The organism is Vibrio penaeicida, from assembly GCF_030689305.1.
GTDB classification, from domain to species: Bacteria; Pseudomonadota; Gammaproteobacteria; order Enterobacterales; family Vibrionaceae; genus Vibrio; species Vibrio penaeicida_B.
Genome location: NZ_JAUYVM010000027.1, coordinates 13,865 through 31,648 on the forward strand (window position 1 = coordinate 13,865; position 17,784 = coordinate 31,648).

Annotated in this window: 13 protein-coding genes and 1 pseudogene; 7 read left to right on the forward strand and 7 right to left on the reverse strand. The window is 45.4% G+C overall.

What is annotated here, in order from left to right; all coding sequences use genetic code 11:
* Window positions 1-73: 73 nt before the first annotated feature.
* Together Q8W40_RS26145 and Q8W40_RS26150 are read right to left on the reverse strand one after the other, a co-directional pair.
* Window positions 74-2,110 carry a sensor histidine kinase gene (locus tag Q8W40_RS26145; RefSeq protein ID WP_305401439.1) on the reverse strand — a complete coding sequence of 679 codons (2,037 nt, stop codon included), beginning with the start codon at window positions 2,108-2,110 and terminating at the stop codon, window positions 74-76.
* Window positions 2,100-3,587: a sigma-54-dependent transcriptional regulator gene (locus Q8W40_RS26150; protein WP_305401440.1), complete on the reverse strand. Its 1,488-nt coding sequence runs from the start codon at window positions 3,585-3,587 to the stop codon at window positions 2,100-2,102. Before Q8W40_RS26150 ends, Q8W40_RS26145 begins: the two co-directional genes overlap by 11 nt.
* A gap of 318 nt (window positions 3,588-3,905) precedes the next feature.
* On the opposite strand from Q8W40_RS26150, the pseudogene Q8W40_RS26155 reads away from it, so the two are divergent.
* From Q8W40_RS26155 to Q8W40_RS26180, 6 genes and pseudogenes are all read left to right on the forward strand, one after another.
* Window positions 3,906-4,727, forward strand: a pseudogene (locus tag Q8W40_RS26155) (substrate-binding domain-containing protein); the annotation flags it as partial.
* A 68-nt stretch (window positions 4,728-4,795) separates the two neighbouring features.
* Window positions 4,796-5,494: an ABC transporter permease gene (locus Q8W40_RS26160; protein WP_305401441.1), complete on the forward strand. Its 699-nt coding sequence runs from the start codon at window positions 4,796-4,798 to the stop codon at window positions 5,492-5,494.
* 11 nt (window positions 5,495-5,505) lie between these two features.
* Window positions 5,506-6,210 (forward strand): energy-coupling factor ABC transporter ATP-binding protein, encoded by a 705-nt coding sequence (locus Q8W40_RS26165; protein WP_305401442.1) that lies wholly within the window; start codon window positions 5,506-5,508, stop codon window positions 6,208-6,210.
* Window positions 6,188-6,772, forward strand: a complete 585-nt coding sequence (gene mobA, locus Q8W40_RS26170) for a molybdenum cofactor guanylyltransferase MobA (protein ID WP_305401444.1) — start codon at window positions 6,188-6,190, stop codon at window positions 6,770-6,772. The genes Q8W40_RS26165 and mobA overlap by 23 nt, the downstream gene beginning before the upstream one ends.
* The gene (locus Q8W40_RS26175; protein ID WP_305401446.1) at window positions 6,769-8,583 is read left to right on the forward strand and encodes a bifunctional molybdopterin-guanine dinucleotide biosynthesis adaptor protein MobB/molybdopterin molybdotransferase MoeA; all 1,815 of its coding nucleotides are present in this window, start codon (window positions 6,769-6,771) and stop codon (window positions 8,581-8,583) included. The genes mobA and Q8W40_RS26175 overlap by 4 nt, the downstream gene beginning before the upstream one ends.
* Before the next feature lie 91 nt (window positions 8,584-8,674).
* Window positions 8,675-8,941 carry a DUF2960 domain-containing protein gene (locus Q8W40_RS26180; protein WP_101113804.1) on the forward strand — a complete coding sequence of 89 codons (267 nt, stop codon included), beginning with the start codon at window positions 8,675-8,677 and terminating at the stop codon, window positions 8,939-8,941.
* A gap of 94 nt (window positions 8,942-9,035) precedes the next feature.
* On the opposite strand, the gene Q8W40_RS26185 is transcribed toward Q8W40_RS26180, so the two are convergent.
* From Q8W40_RS26185 to Q8W40_RS26205, 5 genes are all read right to left on the reverse strand, one after another.
* Window positions 9,036-9,338, reverse strand: a complete 303-nt coding sequence (locus Q8W40_RS26185; RefSeq protein ID WP_305401449.1) for a c-type cytochrome — start codon at window positions 9,336-9,338, stop codon at window positions 9,036-9,038.
* 77 nt (window positions 9,339-9,415) lie between these two features.
* The gene (locus Q8W40_RS26190; RefSeq protein WP_305401450.1) at window positions 9,416-12,112 is read right to left on the reverse strand and encodes a molybdopterin-dependent oxidoreductase; all 2,697 of its coding nucleotides are present in this window, start codon (window positions 12,110-12,112) and stop codon (window positions 9,416-9,418) included.
* A gap of 2 nt (window positions 12,113-12,114) precedes the next feature.
* A complete protein-coding gene (locus Q8W40_RS26195) occupies window positions 12,115-12,714 on the reverse strand; it encodes an arsenate reductase (azurin) small subunit (protein ID WP_305401451.1) in 600 nt (199 codons plus the stop codon).
* Window positions 12,711-13,928 carry a cytochrome-c peroxidase gene (locus tag Q8W40_RS26200; protein WP_305401452.1) on the reverse strand — a complete coding sequence of 406 codons (1,218 nt, stop codon included), beginning with the start codon at window positions 13,926-13,928 and terminating at the stop codon, window positions 12,711-12,713. Before Q8W40_RS26200 ends, Q8W40_RS26195 begins: the two co-directional genes overlap by 4 nt.
* Before the next feature lie 10 nt (window positions 13,929-13,938).
* Window positions 13,939-15,021, reverse strand: coding sequence for a cytochrome-c peroxidase (locus Q8W40_RS26205; RefSeq protein ID WP_305401486.1), 1,083 nt, complete (start codon window positions 15,019-15,021; stop codon window positions 13,939-13,941).
* 390 nt (window positions 15,022-15,411) lie between these two features.
* On the opposite strand from Q8W40_RS26205, the gene Q8W40_RS26210 reads away from it, so the two are divergent.
* Window positions 15,412-17,709, forward strand: coding sequence for a HEAT repeat domain-containing protein (locus Q8W40_RS26210; RefSeq protein ID WP_305401454.1), 2,298 nt, complete (start codon window positions 15,412-15,414; stop codon window positions 17,707-17,709).
* Window positions 17,710-17,784 lie beyond the last annotated feature (75 nt).

Genomic DNA, 17,784 nt, shown 5'->3' on the forward strand with positions numbered 1-17,784 from the left:
TTAATTGGGCTCTAGAGCGTCAATCTTCGCTTGGTTAGGTGTATTACTTGTTTGGTTAAGTACGCTAGGGATCCTAGTTCATAACAACTAAATCTACGGAATTCGATTTCAATGGTAAGTAAATAGAAAATTGACTTCCTAACCCCACTTTAGACGTCACTTTAATTTCCCCGCCCGTTTGGCTTAAGATACTTTGCGAAACCGACAAACCAAGCCCAGTGCCATCTCGTTTAGTTGTGTAGAACGGATCAAAAATACGTTTTAGCTGCTCGTCTGGGATACCACACCCTTGATCGACGACATGAAGAATCGCGCCTTTTGATTCTTCATCGTCATCCATCCAGTCTTCTGTCCGAATGGTGAGAACCCCTTCTCCGCTCATGGCATGAATGGCGTTCATTTCTAAGTTGACTAAAATTTGCAGCAAGTGGTGGCGATTTACTTCAACAACGGACTTGGCGTTAAGCTCTGTGACAAATTGAACGTCCCGCTTTTTGGCGCCTGTTTTAACTAAGGTGAGGCTTTCTTCAACGATAGGGTTAACGTGTTGCCAAGTGACTTCGTCTTGCACGCCACCTTGGCGGCTGTATTGCAGCAAACTGCGCGTGATATTTCGGATGCGATCTATTTGGTCAAGGATGGTTTGAATTTCTTCTTCTATCGAGCCAGCTTTATCGCCAAGAGCAAACTTAAGAAGCTCAACATTCCCTAAGATGACCGCTGTTGGGTTGTTGATCTCATGCGCGATGCCCGCAGTAAGCTCACCTAGTGCGGCAAGCTTTTCGTTCACCACAAGCTTATCGCGAGTTTGATTGAGTAATTGGATATGCAGTTCGAGTTGTTCCGTTTTTTCTCGCAATTTCGCCGTACGATTTTGTACTTTTCCTTCGAGCTGATCAGCGGCCTGGCGAATTTCGGCATTTCGTTGCGCCAACAAATCGAGCATGTTGTCGAATTGCCGTGCCAATTGGGTTAATTCGTGTTCATCATCCAAGCCTAATTGGCCAATTCGCTTGTCTCGCCCTGCTTGGACGGATTTAACGACATGGTGAATCCGCTCGATTGGGTGAAACAAATCACGAGAGCCGCGATAAACAATCATGCCTGAAATCAACAACAAAGCGAGAATAGTTAAGCTGATTTCACCGAGGTTGGTAATGTAAATTTTAATGAGAGGCCAAATGAGATAACCGGTGTACAGCATCCCAATAACATCGTTGTATTGGTTATAAATGGGTTGATAAGCGGTTATGTACCAATCGTCATACACGTAGGCACGATCAATCCAGTTTTCTCCCCTTTCTAAAACAGCCTGTTTCACTTGAAGCGAAACCGTTGTGCCAATCGCTCTTCCTTTGTGGGCTTGGCTATCTAGCGGTACGTTGGTACTTATGCGTAAATCGTCCATAAACAGGGTTACGGTTCCGATTTGTGGCTGCAATTCAGTTGGTTTGGCGTAAATTAAGTCGCGAATCTGATCAACTAAACCAGTGCTGTTATTAAGCAGTAACCCACCATCTAAGTAACCCAATACGTGTTGGTCTTCATCTCGTACTGGTAATACGCTACGGCTAATTAAACCGCGAGATTCGACGCCGTTTCCATTCAGTAATGGGATCTCCGCTCGAACAGCCAGATCGTCGTCGTACTCATTCATTTGTTCTGTATTAAACACTTCAAAAAAAGATGCTTTTTGAGCAAGTAATTGATGGTTCGTCGCTTTGTCTATCGGCACCCAGCGTAGAAAATCGAGCTGATACTTGTTCTTTTGGGATCCGACCCATTCCTCAAGCTCTAACGCATCTCGATAAACCGACATCAAACGAACTTGAAATGGGTAAGAGTTGGATAAGGATTTAACACTTTGGAACTGACGTTCCTGAAGAATTTGAATACTGTTGTCTGCTACGGAGAGTTTTTCAGACACATTAACCAAGGCGTTTTGCCACGTATAATGTGTCGACCAATAGAAGGTGATACCCACCAACGCGAGCAATGTGAGCAAAATGGGTGCAGACGTTAAGAACAACAACCGATAGCGCACCATTGATTTGAGTCGCAAACGCCATAAGGTAAAAACGTTAGACGTTCCAGATTTGTTATTCCGCATCGTCTGATCCTTCTAGTTCCCACTCTTTGTATTTTCTTTCTAACGTTTTTCTTGCAACGCCCAATTGGCGCGAGGCAGCCGATTTATTTCCGTCGTGATGGGAAACCACTTGTTTGATGTGCCGCTTTTCGACTTCTTTTAAACTCCATTCATTGGGGTAACCTAATATCTCGTCGCTCCGGTAATCCGGTAAACTTGGCAATGCAGTTTCTAGTGACGTTGTCACTGTTATGCTTGCCTGAGCAGGCTGAGAGTAATCTGCGTTGAGTTCTCGCCAATGATGGGCAGGAGGTTTTCCGAGCAAAATGCAGCGCTCCATTAAGTTTTTTAATTCACGAATGTTGCCTGGCCAGTCATAGTCATGCATTGCCAGTATGTCTTCATGTGCCCATTTTGGTTCCGGCATACCTAACTCTTTTGCTAATGTTTTGGTAAAGAAAGGCACCAAATCGATTAAGTCTGTTTTTCTTTCTCTTAAAGGAGGCACGTCGATTTTTAATACATTTAGCCGATAATAGAGATCTTTTCGAAACGTCCCGGTATCCACTTCATCTTTTAAATTTCTATTGGTTGCTGCAACAATTCGTACATCAACGCTGATTTCTTTTTCACTGCCGACAGGTCGAATGGTTCGTTGCTCTAACACACGTAAAAGTGAAGACTGCATGGCAATGGGCATCTCCCCTATTTCGTCCAAAAACAGCGTCCCTCCACTGGCAACTCTGAATAGCCCTTCTCGGCTTTTCTTTGCCCCTGTAAACGCTCCCGCCGTATGGCCAAACAACTCACTTTCCAGCAGTTCTGGGGCAATGGCTCCGCAGTTGATAGGGACAAATGGTCCCGTTCGACCACTGGCAACATGGACACCGCGTGCTACCAACTCTTTTCCGGTACCTGATTCACCCTCTACCAAAATGGAAGCGCGAGATGGCGCAAATTGTCCCATTAACTGTTTGAGTGACTTGGTTTTTTCCGAATGACCAATCATTTCGCTGCTAATTAGGCGTTTAACATCTCGCGTTAATGCGTGGTGAAGTCTCTGCGACAAACGCTTGTCCATGCAGCGTTGAACGGATTGCAGCATTTGCTCTAGGTTAAATGGCTTGAGTATAAAATCAGTCGCGCCCAGTTTTATTGCACTGATCGCAGTTTCCAAATCAGCATATCCAGTCATGAAAATGACGTCGCTGCGGCGGTCATCGTCATTGAATGCTTCTGTCCATTCGATCCCGGATCTGCCCGGTAAATTGATATCCAAGACGATTAAGTCGTAATGGTTTTCTTGCCGCAATTTTTCCGCTTCTTCAATGCTGCCTTGGCAGTCGACTTTAGAAAACCACTTACCGAGTGCTTTCTTCAGTATCGTTTGCATTCCCACTTCATCATCTACCACCAAAACCGAGAACGCTTGATATTTTCCGACATGATTTGGGTTGGCATCTTTGTTCTGCATGAATGGATCCTGAGATACTGACATATATGGCTCATCTTTGGGTTCGGAAAAACTGGGACAGAGTGTACCAATCGAGATCAATTGGAAAACTAAGTATGTGCGACATTTTGTCCTAGCTCAAATTTTTCGGATGCGGCGCGATCACAAAACGGATGACTTCCCTCACAGAATCAAGGGTTTTTCACTCCAATCAACTTGGCACTGGGATTGCACAGTCAATTTGGTATCTGTTTATCGCGTCTATTCGCCAAGGCTATCGATTCTTTGCCTTTGGCTTCGTTCAGTATAGAGCGAACGGTACAAACCAATGCATTCAAAAACTAAAATAAACGGAATTAAGTAATGAATTACACCGCGACTGCACTCGTCATTACAGCGACTTTTTTTGCAACAACCGTCAGTTCTCATGTACTTGCCGACCAAACAAAGCCCCATGTTCGCTTGGCCACGACAACCAGCACTTATCATTCTGGTCTTTTGGACTACCTGCTTCCTGAATTTGAAAAAGATACCGGATACAAAGTGGATGTTATCGCTGCAGGGACGGGTAAATCACTGCGAATGGGGCAAAATGGCGATGTCGACTTAGTGATGACACACGCCCCAAAAGCCGAAGCAAATTTTGTTGAAAAAGGTTACGGCATTTTACCTAGAGCCCTAATGTATAACGATTTTGTTGTCGTAGGGCCGAAAGATGATCCTGCACAGGTTTATGGTGGAGACGACGTAGCCAAAGCGTTCAAGAAAATTGCGAACACCGAATCAATGTTTGTTTCGCGTGGCGATGATTCTGGAACGCACAAAAAAGAACTCAACCTGTGGGCGCAGAGCTCGATAGAGCCGAATTTTGGCGGCTATCGATCCGTGGGGCAAGGAATGGGACCAACCTTGAATATGGCTTCTGAGATGCAGGGCTATACTTTAACGGATCGCGGTACGTGGTTGGCGTATCAAAATAAAGTTGAACTGGGTATAGCGATTGAAGGAGATAAACGCTTGTTCAACCCGTATCAAGTGATTCTTGTGAACCCAAAACGCTACCCTGACATCAATTATCAAGGTGCTAAGGTATTCAGCGATTGGTTGGTAAATCAGAAAGGACAAACGCTCATCAATAACTTTAAGCGACAAGGCAAACAACTTTTTGTTGCAAATGCTAAGTCCGTTGCGAATACCAAGTCAGTTGCCAATACACAAGCTGTAGTGAAGAACAAGGCGGAGAGCAAGTAACCATGTCGCTTTGGCAAACCACTTTAGAAGCACTTCAACTGCTGATCAGCTTTGACCCACAATTATGGACGATTGTGACGGTTTCATTCAGTGTGTCGCTTTCTGCTTTGATGCTGGTTTTGGTCCCTTCGTTGCTGTTTGCTTTCATCCTCGCTTATTGCGACTTTCCGGGACGTTGGTTGATTTTGTCTTTAGTGAATACGCTGCAGGCAGTGCCAACCGTTGTGATTGGTCTACTTCTTTACATGATGCTATCGCGAGCCGGCCCTTTGGGTGATTGGCAAATGCTGTTTACGCAAAAAGCCATGATTTTCGGCCAGATGCTGATTTGTTTTCCCATTTTAGTCTCGATGATGCATGGTGCTTTGCAGACGAGTGACCGTCGGGCTTTGGAAACGTCCTTAACGTTAGGTGTTTCCATTCCTCACGTTACGTTCACTTTATTGTGGGAAAACCGGTTCCCGTTGATCGCCGCAACCATTACAGCATTTTCAAGAATCATTACTGAAGTCGGCTGCTCCATGATGGTCGGCGGAAATATTATGGGGGTCACGCGCAATATCCCCACCGCAATAGCAATGGAAAGCCAAAAAGGTGCATTTGCTCAAGGCGTTGCTTTGGGTATTGTTCTGCTTTGTTTGGCGCTGCTATTAAACTTCTCTCTTTCCTCAGTGCGTGGGAAAGGGTATTTGCGGACATAGGAGGCACACGGATGACGCTTAAACTGTCTGCTCGCAATCTCTCAATGAGATTTAAAGATCGAGTACTGTTTTACATTCCTGAACTCAAAATTGGACCCAATGAAGCGGTTTATCTTCAGGGAGATAACGGTGTAGGGAAAACCACGCTACTTAAGATAATGGCAGGCTTAATTGAGCCAACCAGCGGAGATATCGATTTCCCATTACCCTCGCTGTTAAAGCGGATGTTGGGGGCGCGAACTCGTTCCGATATCATTTATTTGCATCAATCACCCTATCTGTTTGATGGCTCAGTGTTTCAAAATGTTGCGTATGGCGTAAAATACACATCAGAGAGCAAACAAGAAAAACGCAATAGAGTCATCAAAGCCTTGAGAATGGTTGGGCTGGAAACGCTAGCTGATGAGCATGTCTCTTTACTCTCCGGTGGTGAAAGACAGCGTGTCGCGATGGCAAGAGCGTGGATTCTTAACCCATCGATTTTGTTGATGGATGAGCCAAGTGCCAGTCTGGATCAAGAATCGATTGAACGATTGGTGTTAATGTCAAAAGACTTATTAAGCCGAGGTGCTAGTTTGGTGATCACCAGTCACCAGAGCAATTCGTTAACTCGGCTATGCCAAAAGCAGTGGTGTATTGAAGATAAGTCTTTGACTGAAAAACCACTATTACAATTAATACAAGAGAAAAAGTATGCAATTTCCAACGCCAATTAGTTGGGTTATTTTAGCTGGCGGCAAAGCAACACGTATGGGTGGGCAAGACAAAGGGTTAATCACCCTGAATGGTCGCCCTTTGATTGAATATGTCCACTCCATTTTAAGTGCCCAAACGCACGATTTATTGATCAATGCCAATCGCAACATTGACGCCTATCATGAATATGCGCCCGTTGTTGGGGATGAATTTCAAGATTTCCCCGGTCCCCTTGGTGGTATTCACGCTGGCTTAAAACACGCGAATTGTGATTGGGTTGGGTTTGTTCCTTGCGATAGCCCATGTATTTCATCCGATCTGGTTGCGCGTTTTCAAAATGCCATTCAAGCCGACTCTGATATTTTAGTCGCGCACGATGGCGATCATTTACAACCCGTGTTTACCCTTTTCCATAAGCGCGTTTTGCCTAAACTCGAAGCATTTCTTAAACGTGGCGATCGTAAAATTATTCTTCTTTATCAGGAATGTGTGACTCACCGAGTCGATTTCTCTGATGCCGCACAATGCTTTATCAACCTGAATACGCCTGAAGAGTTGGAAGAATTTGGTACTGTATTATGACAAAAAAACTCCCTACTTCGTTACCCGTTCTCGGCTTTGCAGCGTACAGCGGTACAGGTAAAACGACCCTGCTTGAAGCGCTACTACCGAAATTGACTGAAAAAGGGTTGCGGATCGGTGTACTGAAACACGCTCACCATAACTTCGATGTCGATAAGCCCGGGAAAGATAGCTACCGATTGCGCAAAGCTGGAGCAAGTCAAATGTTGATCAGCTCGCGCTATCGCCATGCTTTGATGACAGAAACCCCAGAAAATGAAGCCAATTTTGAATATTTAATTTCTAGGTTTGATGATACTCAGCTCGATTTAATATTGGTTGAAGGGTGTAAAAACATTGCTTTCCCTAAAGTTGAATTAAACCGCGAAGAAGTAGGAAAACCTTGGCTTCACCCAAGCGATGAAAACATCATCGCGATTGCAGCGGACCGCTCTGTGGGTGCTCGCCTTCCTCAAATGAACATCAATGATCTCGATGCAATTGCAAGCTTCGTGATGGATTATGTGAACAGTGAGGTGGGTGTAAAAGACGTACATGCAGCTCAACCATCATGCTCCTCCGTGCCGTCAGAAGCATCAAGTTGCTGCGACATTGTGTCTCCTGCTTTCTTATCGGTAGAACAAGGGCGTGACGCCATTTTGTCTGCGGTGACGCCTATTTCAGACACAACTCATATTCATGTTGAAAAATCGTATGGAAATGTACTTGCACAAGCAGTGTATTCTCCGATCAATGTTCCGGCGTACACCAATTCGGCTATGGACGGTTATGCCATTCGCAGCGGAGACATTGGGAAGAAGGCATTTCAGGTCGTTGCTGAAGTCATGGCTGGTAATGCCTATACGCAGCCACTGCAGGAAGGCGAAGCGGTAAAGATCATGACGGGAGCACCTACTCCACATGGCGCTGATACCGTCATCATGCGTGAACAAGCCAATCAAGAAAGTGACATTGTCACCTTTTCAACATCTAATATTAAAGCAGAGCAAAACGTACGCCAGGCGGGTGAAGACTTGTCGGAAGGACAACAAGTCTTCGAGGCGGGAAAACGCATTGGTTCGGCTGAAATGGGAATGGTAGCGTCGCTCGGTATTAACCGTTGTCACGTCGTGCGCCCTGTTCGTGTTGCGCTTTTCTCTACTGGCGATGAAGTCCAAGCACCGGGAAACGAATTGAAAGACAATTGCATCTACGATTCCAACCGCTACACATTGAAAGGACTTCTAGAGCAGCTAGGTTGCGAGGTGATGGACCTAGGCATTTTGGAAGACGATCAACAGGTCATCATGCAAGCTTTGAAAGATGCTGGGGAAACTGCCGATGCCATCATTACATCAGGAGGTGTATCGGTTGGCGATGCGGATTACATAAAGCTCGCTCTAGACGCGCTCGGTCAGATCGATTTTTGGCGCATCAGTATGCGACCAGGTCGCCCTCTCGCATTCGGAAAAATTTCTGATAAACCTTTCTTCGGATTACCCGGTAACCCCGTTGCTGTTATGGTTTCGTTTATTAATTTTGTGGAGCCTGCCATTCGAAAACTCCAAGGAGAGAAGAATTGGACGCCGCTTAAAGTGCCGGCTATTGCCAGTGAAAACTTACGTTCTCGCCAAGGAAGAACAGAATTCAGCCGTGGAATTTACAATGTAAACTCAAATGGGCAGTTAGAGGTAAAAACCACTGGCAAGCAGGGTTCAGGGATACTCCGCTCCATGAGTGAAGCCAATTGTTTGATCGAAATTACGCCTGAAGTCGACACGGTAAAAGTAGGAGAAGCCGTCACCATCATTCCATTGCAAGGTCGAGTCTAGGAGATATCAGTAAAAAGGGTTTGGCATAACTCTACCCTATTGATAGAGTGTGCCCAAATTATTCAGGTTAAACACTAGCAGGCAGAAATTTATGGCTCGTACCATTATTTATACCTATAAAGACGAAGAAAAAACGCTTCTATTTTCTTACGAGAAATTTCGTTCTATTCATGAAGCCGTCGCGGACGCAGAAGGTATCGACATTTCCAACTATTTGAAAATGGAACAACAAGTTGAAGCTGTGTCCGACACGAAAGCAGTACGTGATTACCGTGATAACCATTTTAGAAAGCTTGGTTTTGGTAAGATCACACTGGCACAGAAAGAAAACCTAGGTGTTGGTAAAAAGAAAAGCTAAAACCTGCTTCCTCGTTGAGGAAATACATCGTTTTAAATAAAAAAGTGAGCTTCTAAAATTAGAAGCTCACTTTTTTCATTGTTGGAAAGGTTTATTATTTCATCGATGCATAGAACGCCGCGAGATTCTCCATATCTTGATCACTGAGCGCTGCCACCATTGCATTCATGGTTGGCTCTTTTCGCGTTCCATCTTTGAAAGCTTTCATTTGCTTCACCAAATACCCCGCTTTTTGACCAGCCAAGTTCGGATACAAATCCGTAGGTGAAATACCATTTGCACCATGACACGCGGTACAGGTTACTGCTTTGGCTTTTCCAGCCTCAACGTCTGCGCCCAGAGCTGCGTTGGCATACAGCCCTAAAAGTACCAGCGCTAGCCCAATTATTTTTTTCATATTCATTCCTTAATTAAAACCTGAACTCAGGATAAAAAAGAAGCGCCAAAGCCCCTACACTTTGGCACTTCATAGGTTTAGACGATGTTCCTTGGCGCAAAAGAGAACGCCCTAAACTCACTTTTGTATTTGGATTCACCAATTTTTTTAATATTGGCGACCCCCATCTTGAAGTTGTAATTACCGGATATTTGATCCACAACCCTCGTCGTCAGTGAGTTGGAAGGCTGACGCATATCAATCATATTGGCGTAAAGCGCGCCTTTTTTAACGGCTGGCGTAACAATGGCCACAGCGGTAACCGCTGCTTTATCCAACTTAATATGACCATTTTCCATCAGCTTGCTGAATTGGAAATCGTCGCCATGAACGCCTAAAATCGTGTCTTTGAAATTCGCAACACGATTGGAATACATCATGACTTGGTCGCCCGACTCGATCCCCCTAGCCTTCGCGTCATCTGGGTGTATTTCTACCCAGTTTTCCGGCCAGCGCTGAATCACGTAAGCTCGTCTTTCTACATCGTCAAAGCCCGACTGCCAAATTTCGTTAATTCGACCGTTAGAGAACCAAAGCTCTTCGCCTTTTGGCTGCAACCATGCATAAAAATCGCTAAACAAATCCCAAGGGTGTTTTTGTAAATTCACCTTTCCGGTTTGGCTGTTAAATGCAGTGAGTTGCTTTTTAAGCACGTTCGCACCTTGCGGTCCGTCAGTTAGCCCCTTTTCTGCTAATGTGATAGCACTCATCTCGGTATCATGGAGCCGCTTAGTACCGACGAGCTGCTTAGTATCATAGTTATAAAAAACGGGGCCTTGGATACCATCCGTACCGTATTCGCGTAACTTTTTATGCAGTGTTTTTCCTTCAGCATGCGCCGCGACTTTGATCATGTGAAAATCTTTGCGACTTCCTCGGCTAAAGCGAGAGGCTTCTTCCGCAACGTCATTGGAGTTGTCCCAATCAAAGCCATCGTAGCCAATACGTTTAGCAAGCTGGCTGATGATCCACCAATCCGGTTTTGCATGGCCAGGGGCGTCGGCAAACTTTTGGTACAAGCGTAAACGGCGTTCACCGTTGGCTCGCATAAAGTCTTCTTCTCCCCACGTTGCCGCTGGGAAGACAATGTCTGCAAACTTCGCCCCTATTGGTTCGCGTAAGTAGATGTCTTGATTGATCACAACCATGCCGCCAGAATCAGCTCGTTTTTTCAGGGTATCGATGATTTCTTGCTTGTCATAGGTGTAAACCTGATGAGGGTTAGCGGTCGTGAGTTCCCAGAATTTCCTTTGCAACCCTTGGCTTCCGCACATTGCTTGAATCCAAGTGGTACCAATCACATGAGCAAAGCGCGTATGCCCTGAATAGAGATAGCGGTCAGTGTCTATAGAGCGGCGACGACGACCAGGTACTTTTTCTGGTGATTTGTTACGCGGTAACTTTCCACCAGACTGACCACCGCGTTGGTGCCCGCCCATTCTGCCAATGACACGTCCTTCACGCCCTCCTGCACCAATGATTGTCCCAAGAGACGAAATGGCGTTGGTGTTACCTGTATTGTTTGACCAGTAGAACCCTTTCTCAATCGCGATAGACGATTTAGGTCGTTTCCCACCTACAGGTTTAGCCAGCATTTCTGCCGCTTGATGAATTTTGTTTACATCGATTCCTGCCATTTCCGCGGCGTATTTAGGGTCGTACTCTTTCTGTTTCAAATTCCATTTTTTGTAGTCTTCAAAACCATTGGTTTGGAACTTGCCCCAAGTGGTTCGCCACTGCCATGGAGTATTTCGGGTGCCTTGTCCAAAGCCTGAGCTCGACTCCCACTTATTGTTCACCCAGTTTTGAATCCACTCGCTGTCTTCCCAGCCGTTCTCGAGAATGACACGAATGATGGCACCTACGACCAAGTTGTCGGAGCCGGGGTTTAAATCGATGTGCAAACCACCATGTTTCTTCAGCCACGCAATGCCCGCGGTTTCACGCGGATTCAAAATCACTGTTTTCATGCCTCGCTGAACGGCCGGCATGATGTACTGAGTAAAAATAATGGTCTTAGTTTCGTAAGGATCGGTACCACACAACATAAGCGTGTCTGCCGCACCCCAATCGTCGTAACTTGGGCCAAAGTTATCAAACCCTGCATCACGAAAGCCCGGTGTAGAGGTTACGTCCGATGGTGTATCGTGGAACGTAAAGTTCGCAGTGTTAATGTGCCGAAGGGCGTACTTGGTAATGGCGTAGGTGTTTTCAATGTATTGGTAAGAGAACGTTTTAACGCCGTAGGCATTGGCGCCGTGGTTCTCAATCACATGGCGTCCAACTTCTGCTGCAATATCCAATGCAAAGTCCCAGGGCACTGGTTGCAAACTGCCTCCGATTCTCACCAAAGGTTGAGTTAACCGGTCGCGAGTCCCTGTTGAAGGGTTATACAGCTTTTGTGCTAGCAAGCCTCCGCGCATCGACGAATCACCGGTTTTGTTTACCGCTTTTGCATCTTTGTCGGGTACGACAATAATGTTGTGAGGTTTGCCTTTATGCATCACAACGTTATGTTGCGCTGGGGCAACCCAAGCTTGTAAAGGTGCGCTCGGAAAATCGATACCAAATGCATTTTCACTCGCTTTTTGCCCTCCACTGCCTTGTTCTAATGGCCAACGATAGACTTTGTAACCACATGCGACCACGCAGTAGTCGCAAGCGGTCGTGATTACCTCTGCATTTTTAGGGGGCAGCGGTGCATGATCTTCTGGGATGTAAAAGTTAGTAGTCATGGTTATGCCTCCTGCATCGCGATGATGTTGTCGGTTCGACCGAATAGAAGCCCCATAATGCCGACGGCGTATATGTCATCACCTTCCAGTTCCAGCAATACTTGGGGTAAACTTTCGTACGCTTGACCCGACACGATGATGCCGTGTCTTCGCATATCAAACGTGGAAAGGTGGAACGGGCATTGCCCTAATACTCGATGCTCATCCACGACCTTGTATTGTCCATTCAGTGGACCGCCTTGGTGCGTACACATAAGGGAAAATCCGACAACATCTTGCTTTGCTCCTAAGCCTCCACCCGCTGGTACCCCCATTTTCACTAAGATGCCTTGTGAGTTCATTCCGTTATCTGGGTAGTTAAAATAGACAGGTTCATTGGTTTTCAACTCACTGAGTTTTCCTAAAAGTTTACGAGGGTAACCAACCACACGGGCTTGCATTTCTACCGCTTGGGCTGTTCCCGGAAACAAAGTGATCGACATAACACTGGCAGCACCTGCCGAGACACTGGAATACATAAGAAAATCACGTCGCGACATCATGCATTTTTTGTGCTCTGCTGCGCTTTCTGATTTTTTGGCTTTGCTTTTGTTAAAGATCATTTTTTCACCTCCGCCAATTCTTCCTCGCTGAACAAGCGTTGATATTTCGGTAACGTTGGGTAATCCATCGTGATACGTTCACCAGAGAATGCCCCTAAGAATGCAAGGAGTTGTTTTTTCTCGCTTGCGGTCAAACCCAGTGGCTTGATTAAGGTACTTTTGGTTTGCGGGAAACCCGACGTTCTTCCGTCTTTTGCAACGCCACCACGGTCATAAAACTCAATAACATCTTCTAACGTAGCAATGGTGCCATTGTGCATATAAGGCGCAGTGTATTGGGTATATCGGAGACTTGGTGTACGAAATTTCCCCTTCATCTCTTTTCGTTTACCTCGGAAATAAATGCCGGGATCCGCTTTGGTATTGCGGTACATTTTTTCGTTGGAACCTTTTGCGTAAAGTTCATATCGGAAGGTGATTTGCGCCATTGGATCGCTTTCCCAACGTTTGTTCGTAGGGACACCAATGTTGTAGTTTTTCTGGTCTGACGCCAATGAACCATTGTGGCAAGCGATACAGTTAGCTTTATCTTCGAATAATGCTTTTCCTTTTATTTGCTCGTCGGTGAGTGCGCTTTCGTCGCCGCGTAAATAGTTATCAAGTGGTGTGTCAGTTTGAACGAGGGTTCTTTCAAATGCTGCAATGGCCTTCCATGCGTTACTCACTTTGGGGTAATTATCGCCAAACACAGTGTTAAAACGTTCAACGTATTCCGGCACGAGTGCTAAACGCGCTTCCATGAGATCGTCTTCACCATTGCCCGCGACAGCCCCTTTTGCTGCGCTTTTTGCCTGGCCTTCCAAAGACTTGGAAGATCCTGCCCAAAATAGCTTTTGATAATAGGCGGAATTAATGATGGTTTGGCTATTACGCCAATGCACCGTACCTGGGTAACCCAAAGACAGATCAGCGGGAAAATCCCAGCCTAACGCGGGGTTGTGACACGCTGAACAAGGAGTGGACGTGTCACCGCCTAATCGACCATCAAAAAACAAGAGTTTTCCAAGCTCGACTTTCTCTGGTGTGGTTGGGTTATCCGCCGGTGTAGGTACATCCCCTAATGGTGCAAGTGCGGGATAACTCACCCCGTTGAGCACCACCGATTGATGTGCGTTTGATGTATCGTCGGTACTTTGATTAGCAAAGGCTGAACTAGTGTAAGCGGTGAGCGCCAGCGTGCTAATGATAGATAAGGTGATTGCTTTAGTTTTCATCTCATCCTCCTTAATTTTTCACGTTGCGCCAATCAGAGATCAGCTGATAGTTGTAATCATTTGCCTTCCAAACATGCTTGTCTGATGTGAGAGGCTCGCTAGATAGGGAAGACAAAAAGGCCACCAAGTCCGATTGCTCTTGCGCGCTCAAGTTAAGCGGTTTAAGGCGCTTATCTTTGTTGCTGTCTTCCCCTCCACCTTGGTTGTAAAAGGCAACCACATCTTCAAGTGTTTCGAGCATGCCGTTATGCATGTAAGGCGCAGTAAAAGTAAGCTCACGCAATGTTGGCGTGATGAACTTACCTTTGTCGGTACCATCCGCTTTATGTGTTTGAACATGAGCACCTACGTCCCTTTTTTGGTTCATGTAGTTCTCTGTTCCCATAAACATGTTGAACGCGATAAACGTTTGGTGACGCATTGGATCGCGGAAAATATCGAGGTTTTCAGGGACACCAGTGTTGTAAGGTTTGCCATCGGTAAACAAAGGACCGCTGTGGCACGCACTGCATCGACCCTTTCCTTTGAAAATCTCAAACCCTTTTTGGGCGCTAGTACTGAGCTTTTGCTTGTCAAAAGGTGTGGTGTTTGCTGTTAGGGTTTTTAAATATTCTGGAATGGCCTTGCGTACGCTTCCGTTTGACGGCTCTCCGTATCCAGCCTCTTTGAACATTTTTATGTAAGTTGGATCTTGTTTTAACCGTTCTTGCATCAAACGCATGTCCATGTTCATCAACCAATCTTCTGTGATATTTTCACGCGTGACATCATTCAGGTTGGTGCCGATTCGACCATCGTGAAACCAAACCTTCTTATAAACGGTATTGATTAAGGTCGGCACGTTTCGAAAGCCTTTGCTGCCGGTATATGCAGGTCCAAGTGCTTCTGGGTAGGAATACCCGTTTTCAGGTTGATGACAGGATGCGCAAGACAGCGCAGTATTTCCCGATAACCGAGTATCGAAGAATAGGCGTTTTCCCAATTCTGCTTTTGCAGCGTCGATTTTTAGTGTGGGTAGCGAACCGAATTGAGTGGCATCGGTTTGGCTCCATGCTGAAAATGACAAACTGACTGTAGCAGCAAGGATCAACATTCTTTTCATTGTTTTGCTCCTTAGCTTCCAGCTAAAGCTGCGCATTTGTGTAGGTCACTTGCGCAGCATTATTATTTTCGCCATCTCACAAGAGCATTTTTTGTTCCACATTTATCGGTATGAAATTTTTCTTTAATTTCAATTAACTACATACATTTTGAGCGGGGTCACACACGGATTTATTGAACGTTTTGTTAAAAGTGAAGTGATAAAAGTGAACGTTTCATTCAACTGCGCTTCAGCATTATTAACGTAATACACCCAACAAGTACGTAAGCCGTTGTTTATTCGTATGTATTTTTAAGTCGCCGTTTAGGCATGGAAACTGCAAAACTCAATAACGTGTTCATTTCTAACAAGCCTTTCATCTTCATCAAACGGGGAGTAACCATGGATAACCTGACTGCATTGGGCTCACGTAATAAAGTGGAACTGCGAGAAGCAAAGCATCGCTCAGTTGAAATACTTAAACACTTTCTTGAAACGGGCGACGAAGCCATGCGCTGTTATAGCGCAAGAGCGTGTGGCGCAATCAAAGCGGAAGACTCGATTCAAGCGCTCAACCAATGCTTGTACCACTCAGACCCCGATGTGGTTATCGATGCCGCTGATGCTTTGTCTGCAATGCAATCAGGGGATATTCATGCCTTAGAAGATGTCGCTAGGCACCACCCAGAAGGTGATGCTCGGCTTGCCGCGCTTAATGCGCTAGGACGCCATACATCATTCCACCATGTTGAATCAATTATTGTCAGTTTTGCTAAAGGGCGAAACGAAAGTGACGGTTTGGGCATGAGCACGGGGTGGGACGACTGGTGGGACCTACAATTGACAGCAGTAAAGATTCTATCGAGACAAGATAAACCGGAATACCTTGATATTTTCCTAACCATCTTAGAACAAGACCCTGAACCTGAGCTTGAGTTCGCCCTATATAAAGGGATAGCGAGGATGAATGCGCAATGGGTAATCTCCCAACTTCCTAAAGCAAAGCGCATGAAGAAGCGGAAATTGTTAAAAGCCTTGGGGGAAAACAATGAACAGATTTCAAAAGCATTTCTGTTTAAACACCTTAAGGATGCCGATCCTCTTTGCCGTTGCATAGCCATTGAAGCAATATCAAAACAAAGGTCGAATGAATATTTTTGGGACATATTGGAATGCATCAAGGACGACAGCCTAGATGTTCAGAAATGTGCCCTTTTTGCCATCGAACAGTTCACCGCGTGGAGCGAAATCGATAATAAACGCCTGATTCGATATGTTTCCAGCTGCAGTGATACATCCCGAATTGAATTGTTTAAGCTTATTTGTCAAACAAACATCGTCGAGAGTGAAGTGAACGATCTTGTTGCTTTTCTATCATTGGATACACCAGAGTTGTGTGTCTGTTTCATAGAAAACATCAATCCCGCAATTCTTAGTGCAAAGAACATTAAAGGTATTGAAGCGCTCATATCAGAGGTATTGACTCGTAATACGCTCGATATCCTCCACCACACACAACTCATTCGGGCACTGGATCGTTTACCATCAAGCATAGAAAATCTGTTTCCTTTGTTAGAACGTCGTATCAATGAGGTCGATCACAATCAAAGCCACACCTTCGAAGCCAGCATCAGGCAAGCATGTTTAGACGTGATTAGCCACTCCGAATTGCCAGCCTGCCGGCACCTCCTTAAAACCACTTTGTTTGGTCTTAATGCGTACCCAAACAAAATAGATGTTACTCAGCCACCTTTAGCATTGCAGGACGACGAGCTTGCTGTCCATTCGGCGTTGCGAGGTCACATCGTCCCTGAGCAACAAGCGACTGAAAACGCTCCGAAATCCACGTTAAATGCGATTCTCCAAACCAACTTAGAACAAAAGCTTGCTCCAGCGCAATCTGAAGACGAACAGCAAACTAGCATCGTGGAAATGGTCGACAACCTCGACGACCAATACTCGGAGTTTGCTGACGTTGTTAAATCGAACTTTTCCGCTGCAGACAATCTGAACCTGAATAGAAAGAAAATCGCCCGTTTACCTGAATTCGAAAACATAACCTTAGCATTGCGTGCTCTAGGCCAGTCTCGCCAACCAGAAGCCGTCGGTTGGATCATTGAATCAATTCTTGGCGCATCTGACGAAAATATGCGCGAAATTTTCCAAGCTTTGACGTTACAGAGGCAACGTAACCCAAAACAAAAAGAGTGTGAAAATGGCATTGGTGCAGCTGCAAACGTATTGCTTTCAGGGCACGAGCTCACTCAACAAAGTGCGTTAAAATATCTCGCTAATACAACAACTTCAAAAGCTGTTCCGTTGATCATTGAAGCGTTAGAAAATACCAGTGAACACGTACGTATCTCTGCGCTATATGCGCTCGAAAATCACTATAAAATGCTAGGTCTACTATTCAAGCCCCTTGTAAAGTCAGCGGCTAAAATCGCATTGAAGGATTCGGCATCTGGAGTACGAAAGCAAGCACTTAAGCTATCATGTTTACTTTGGGAATATGGTGAAGAAACATCACCCATGATTGAACTTGCGCTGCAGGACGATGAATGCCATCCCGTCGCCTATGCACATTTTCTACCTTTTAAATATGAAGCTCTCTCTATGCTCAATAACCAAATAGCCACGATGTCGAGTTCACAACAACCAAATGCGATAAAGTTGATTGGGGCGTTAGCGGAAACCTAAGGTGTTGCCGAAAATATGGGGAGAAACACATATTCTATGAGCGAAAGACCATAGAATGAAAAAGGATATTTTGAG